Source organism: Buttiauxella sp. (assembly GCF_035271705.1).
GTDB lineage: Bacteria > Pseudomonadota > Gammaproteobacteria > Enterobacterales > Enterobacteriaceae > Buttiauxella.
The window spans coordinates 1-5,545 of sequence record NZ_DATERI010000177.1 but is presented as its reverse complement, the minus strand read 5'-3'; the positions used below and the strand labels follow the sequence as shown (position 1 = coordinate 5,545).

The 5,545-nt window shown below is 52.1% G+C and carries 5 protein-coding genes; 1 reads left to right on the top strand and 4 read right to left on the bottom strand.

What is annotated here, in order from left to right; all coding sequences use genetic code 11:
• The 3 genes from eutC to eat all read right to left on the bottom strand — a co-directional run.
• The coding region (gene eutC, locus VJY99_RS16230) for an ethanolamine ammonia-lyase subunit EutC (protein WP_324120299.1) at positions 1 to 674 on the bottom strand (674 nt) is incomplete at its 3' end.
• Positions 671 to 2,059, bottom strand: coding sequence for an ethanolamine ammonia-lyase subunit EutB (locus tag VJY99_RS16225; RefSeq protein ID WP_324120297.1), 1,389 nt, complete (start codon positions 2,057 to 2,059; stop codon positions 671 to 673). The genes VJY99_RS16225 and eutC, both read right to left, overlap by 4 nt.
• Before the next feature lie 9 nt (positions 2,060 to 2,068).
• Entirely contained in the window at positions 2,069 to 3,448 is a 1,380-nt protein-coding gene (gene eat, locus VJY99_RS16220; protein WP_324120295.1) for an ethanolamine permease, read from the bottom strand.
• 275 nt (positions 3,449 to 3,723) lie between these two features.
• On the opposite strand from eat, the gene VJY99_RS16215 reads away from it, so the two are divergent.
• On the top strand, positions 3,724 to 3,945 hold the full coding sequence (locus VJY99_RS16215) for a zinc ribbon domain-containing protein (protein WP_324120294.1): 222 nt from the start codon (positions 3,724 to 3,726) through the stop codon (positions 3,943 to 3,945).
• Between the two features lie 3 nt (positions 3,946 to 3,948).
• Here VJY99_RS16215 and xseA read toward each other — a convergent pair whose 3' ends face one another.
• On the bottom strand, positions 3,949 to 5,331 hold the full coding sequence (gene xseA / locus VJY99_RS16210) for an exodeoxyribonuclease VII large subunit (RefSeq protein ID WP_324120292.1): 1,383 nt from the start codon (positions 5,329 to 5,331) through the stop codon (positions 3,949 to 3,951).
• Positions 5,332 to 5,545 lie beyond the last annotated feature (214 nt).

Here is a 5,545-nt window from a genome sequence, read left to right as displayed (position 1 = left end):
TCCAGCAGCCAGGCAAGTTTAAACGCGGCGGCGGAATGGCTCAGCCCTTCCAGACGAATATTTGAGATACAGTTGCGTTCAGACTCCAGGCGTTTGCGTTCGGGTTTCCACGTCAGATAAACCCCGAGGCTATCTGGTGAAGATAGCCCGGGTCGTTCACCAATCAGCATCGCCACCGCTTTGCAATTGAGTATTTCACCAATATCGTCGCCTAAAGCGACTCGTGACTGGTGTGCCAGCACGACAGGAGCCAGAGTCAGCCCCAGCGTATTGAGATAAGGCAACAGCGCGCGAATCAGCGCCACGGATTGACGATGTACCGCGTGAGAAGAGAGGCCATCGCCAATCACCAGCAGCAGATCGTAACTGCCGATATTACTGGTTTGTAACATCGCTCGGCTTTCATCATCAAGTTTACGCCCCAGATCCGGGCGGTTCAGATAGATGTGACGGTCTTGCGCAGCACTCTTAACCGTCAGCGTGGGCAAACCCATCTCCGCCAATTCTTTGCCTATCTCATCGCTATGAAAGGGCTGATGGACAGCATCTCTGGCCTGCGCATGAGCAAGGCCAAAATTGAGAACTTCTTTGGTGGGCAAGCTCGCGCCACTGCGCCCAAGGGCAATACGCGCATCGGTGAATCCGCGTAACACTGTCCAGGCATCGGCATTCATAAGATCATTCCTTGCGGAAGTGCGGCTAACAGGGGATGGCTCGCACCGGTCAAACGTAGCTGTCCATATGAGTCGATAATCTGCATGCGGGTCAGCCATTGGGCAAATTCCGGCGCATGTTTCAGCCCCAGTAAACGGCGGGCGTACAATGCGTCGTGGAAAGAGGTGCTTTGATAATTGAGCATGATGTCATCCGCACCCGGCACGCCGATTAAAAAGGTCAGTCCGGCAGTACACAGCAGGGTCAGTAGGGTATCCATATCATCCTGATCGGCTTCTGCGTGATTGGTGTAACAAACATCACAGCCGATCGGCAATCCCATCAACTTTCCGCAGAAATGATCCTCCAGCCCCGCGCGGATAATTTGTTTCCCGTCATACAGATATTCCGGTCCAATAAATCCCACTACTGTGTTTACCAGTAACGGATTGAAATGACGAGCCACAGAATAAGCGCGAGCTTCGCAGGTTTGTTGATCGACGCCATGATGCGCGTTGGAGGACAGACAGCTTCCCTGGCCGGTTTCGAAATACATCACATTATTGCCAAGTGTGCCGCGATTTAAGCTCAGAGCCGCATCATACGCTTCCTGTAACAGAGCCAGATTAATGCCAAAACCGGTGTTAGCCGCTTCTGTCCCCGCGACGGATTGAAACACTAAATCGACTGGCGCACCGCGCTCAATCAACTGCAAAGTGTTGGTCACATGGGTCAGTACGCAGGATTGAGTCGGAATAGCAAAGCGGCTGATGATGTCATCCATCATGTAATTCAGCCGTTCAAGCACTGGCAGGCTGTCGCTGGCGGGATTAATGCCAACCACTGCGTCGCCGGCGCCATACAGCAGCCCGTCAAGCATGCTGGCCGCGATACCTTTCATATCGTCAGTCGGGTGGTTGGGTTGCAGGCGCACGCTAAGATGACCCGGCAGACCGATAGTATTGCGGAACTGGGTGGTTATCTGGCATTTACTCGCCGCCAGAATTAAATCCTGGTTGCGCATGAGTTTACTTACCGCCGCTGCCATTTCCGGTGTAATGCCTTTGGCAACCAGGCGTAGTACCTGGCTGTCGGTGGTGTCATCAAGCAGCCAGTCACGAAAATCACCGACGGTTAAATGGCTAATAGCCTGAAAAGCGGTTTTATCATGAGTATCAATAATCAGGCGGGTGACTTCATCTTGCTCGTAGGGGATCAGCGGATTATCGAGGATTTCTCGCAATGGAACATCGGCCAATGCCATTTTTGCTGCCATGCGTTCTTCTGCGCTATCCGCCGCAATTCCTGCCAAATTATCCCCGGATCGCGCCGGGGAAGCCTTGGCCATTAACTCCTTGAGGCTGGCGAACCGATAACTTCGATGCGCCAGTGTGGTGTTATACATTTCTCCTCCTCAGGAGACCACCCGTAGTTGTGGGTCCAGCGCGGCACGATCTCGTGCGGCCGCTGTGGATCTAAACCAAAGATATCCTGCCAGCATCATCACACCGAAAATCATCGCCAGTAATGTGTTGTAGTATACCATCGCCGCCAGACACAGGACGGCCATCGCCAGAGCAAACGCTGGAGCGAACGGGAACAGTGGTGCTTTGAACGGGCGAATAAGATTCGGCTCGCTACGGCGTAATTTAAACAACGCCGCCATTGAAGTGATATACATGACGATCGCGCCAAATACCGACATCGTCACAATGCAGGCGGTGAGCGGCATTCCGCTGATGGTAATGAGCGAGTCCGAAAAGATAGCCGCAATACCCACCACGCCTCCCGCAAGAATCGCCAGAGTAGGCGTGCGGGTACGGCTATTAAGTTTTGCGAGGCTGGCAGGCAGATAGCCTGCGCGTGCGAGTGAATAAATCTGACGTGAATACCCCATAATAATCCCGTGGAATGAGGCAACCAGTCCGAATAATCCCAGCCAAACCAACATGTGCAGCCAGCCGCTATTATCTCCAACCACGACTTTCATCGCCTGAGGAAGCGGGTCGTTAATGTTTGACAGCGTGCGCCAGTCACCGACACCGCCTGCGAATATCATTACGCCAATCGCCAGGATTGTGAGAGTGATAATGCCACCGCCGAGTGCGCGTGGAATGGTGCGTTGTGGATCTTTCGCTTCTTCTGCGGCCATGGATGCGCCTTCAATAGCCAGGAAGAACCAGATAGCAAAGGGGATAGCGGCAAACATTCCTGGCAATGCCAGTTCGCTAAAGGTATTTGAGCCCGCCCACCCGTTGGCTGAGAAATTTTCCCACGAGAAGCCAGGTGCGACCACGCCCATAAAGACCAGCAATTCGAAGATAGCCAGCAAGGTGACAATTAACTCAAACGTGGCGGCAATACTGACACCGAGGATATTGAGCGCCATAAAGATAATGTACGCCGAGCAGGCAATCCATTTGGGATCCAAAGTGGGGAACTGCACGTTAAGATAGGCACCAATTGCCATCGCTATGGCAGGTGGAGCAAAGACAAACTCGATAAGCGTGGCGAATCCGGCAATAAAACCACCGGTTGGCCCGAAAGCACGGTACGCATAAGCAAAGGGGCCACCCGCATGTGGAATCGCGGTCGTTAATTCGGTGAAGCTAAAAATAAAGGCGCAGTACATTGCGGCAATTGCGATTGCCACTATCAGAAACCCCATTGTTCCAGCTTGAGCCCAGCCATAACTCCAGCCGAAATATTCACCGGATATTACCAGCCCTACAGCGATCCCCCACAGACGGAAGCTGCCGAGCGTTCTTTTTAGTGTTGTTGTTTGCGTTGTCATTATTCACTGCCTCGCCATTAGTCACAGTATTCGTAAGGCAATGCAAACAAAGTGCCATAAAATAAAGACGATACTAATCATGATGATAGTGTTATTTCAATAAGGAAAATAGGCAGGGTGAAGACGTGTTGCACTCTTAAGGGGAGCGGGGCTGCTACATTTCAGGGAGTGTGCCACTGAAAGTGTTGTTAATGCTTAATGGTGTCTTTATCATCAAAAAAACAAATCATTGTGACGGAAGCCTGTGCTTCCGGTGATTGGCTTCAGGAGTCATTATGGAAGTGAAATGCCCGGTATGTGAAACCCCGTTACAGCAAACAGACTCGGGTGCGCGCTGCGAGTCCTGCAAGCAGGATTTTCGCCTGGAAGCCCGCTGCCCGGATTGCCATAAGCCGCTGGAAGTTTTAAAAGCGTGTGGCGCAGTCGACTATTTCTGCCAAAACGGCCATGGATTGATCTCGAAGAAACGCGTCGAGTTCGTACCTGTTGCTGACTAAGTTCTAGCTTTTCGCCACTGTTTTACGCTTGCGAGCAGCCTTCACCGGTGTAATGCCGGTGACCTGGCTTTCCACCCAACCATCTTCCAGACGTGTGGTTAGCGTGTCTCCGGAATGCACCTGTTTCGTTTTCTTCAGCACTTTGCCATCAGTCGCGGTTGTCACGCTATAACCACGCGCAAGTGTTGCCAGCGGGCTAACCGCTTCAAGCTGCGCGATAGCGGTGCCAAAGCGTTGGCGAGTTTGACTCAGGCGTGCCGCCACAATCTGCGATAGACGATATTCAAGCTGCTGCAAGCGAGTCTGGGCGCGGTGGATCCGCGGCTGCGGCTGTTGCTGATTTAAACGCTGCATCAAACGTTGCTGTTGTTGCGTCGCCCGGCGCAGTTTTGCATCCATCGCGACATTCAGGCGTTGTTGCAAACGCTCAAGCATGGTTTGTTGGCGAGCCAGACGCAGTTGCGGATGTTGCTGCTGCAAACGGTGGTGCAAACGCGTGAAGCGCTGCGTACGCTGGGCGAGGTAGTAATCCATCGCCATTTCCATGCGTTGTTGTTGAGATTGAAGCTGGCGCAGCAACTCAAGTTGGTTACGGCTAACAATTTCTGCCGCAGCGGAAGGGGTCGGTGCACGAACATCTGCCACAAAATCGGCGATTGTGACGTCGGTTTCATGACCAACAGCGCTAACTACCGGGATCTTGCTGGCAAAAATCGCCCGAGCTACCCGCTCATCGTTAAAGCTCCACAAATCTTCCAGTGAACCGCCGCCACGCCCAACAATCAGCACATCACACTCTTTGCGCAGGTTGGCTAATTCTATGGCACGCACGATTTGCATTGGCGCATCAGCACCCTGGACCGCAGTAGGGTAAATAATCACCGGCAGCGAAGGGTCACGACGTTTCAGTACATGCAAAATGTCATGCAGTGCGGCACCTGTTTTTGACGTTATGACCCCAACTTGATGCGCGGGTGTTGGCAATGGCTGCTTATAAATTTGCTCAAACAAACCTTCGGCGGTAAGACGTTGCTTCAGCTCTTCGTATTGCTGTTGCAATAGCCCTTCACCTGCAGGTTGCATGCTTTCAACGATTATTTGGTAATCACCTCGTGGCTCATACAGCGTCAGTGTGGCGCGTACCAAAACTTGTTGCCCGTGTTGCGGGCGGAAGGTGACGCGACGATTGCTGTTGCGGAACATCGCCCCGCGAATTTGCGCGGTATCGTCTTTGAGCGTGAAGTACCAATGACCGGAAGCCGGTTGGGTAAAATTAGAAATTTCACCACTGATCCAAACTTGCCCCATCTCTTGTTCCAGCAGCATACGGACCGTCTGATTCAGGCGGCTGACAGTAAAAATTGAAGGGGAATTTATCGTTGGCATGTGACCTAGATCAAATTTTAAATCAGCAGGTTATTCGGTCGATAGTACCTTTCGTATTGCACTTGGCAAGGATTTTTCTTAAAAAAGTGTGGATGCAATCGATTCCGCTCTGTATAATGCCGCGGCAATATTTTGTCTGTTCTCATTCACCCCAGGTTGAGATATTGCCATGCTACGAATCGCTAAAGAAGCACTGACGTTTGATGACGTTCTC

Coding starts and splice junctions, on each gene's coding strand:
- VJY99_RS16215 (WP_324120294.1), top strand. CDS start 3,724: ATGGAAGTGAAATGCCCGGTATGTGAAACCCCGTTACAGCAAACAGAC.
- VJY99_RS16225 (WP_324120297.1), bottom strand. CDS start 2,059: ATGTATAACACCACACTGGCGCATCGAAGTTATCGGTTCGCCAGCCTC.
- eat (WP_324120295.1), bottom strand. CDS start 3,448: ATGACAACGCAAACAACAACACTAAAAAGAACGCTCGGCAGCTTCCGT.
- xseA (WP_324120292.1), bottom strand. CDS start 5,331: ATGCCAACGATAAATTCCCCTTCAATTTTTACTGTCAGCCGCCTGAAT.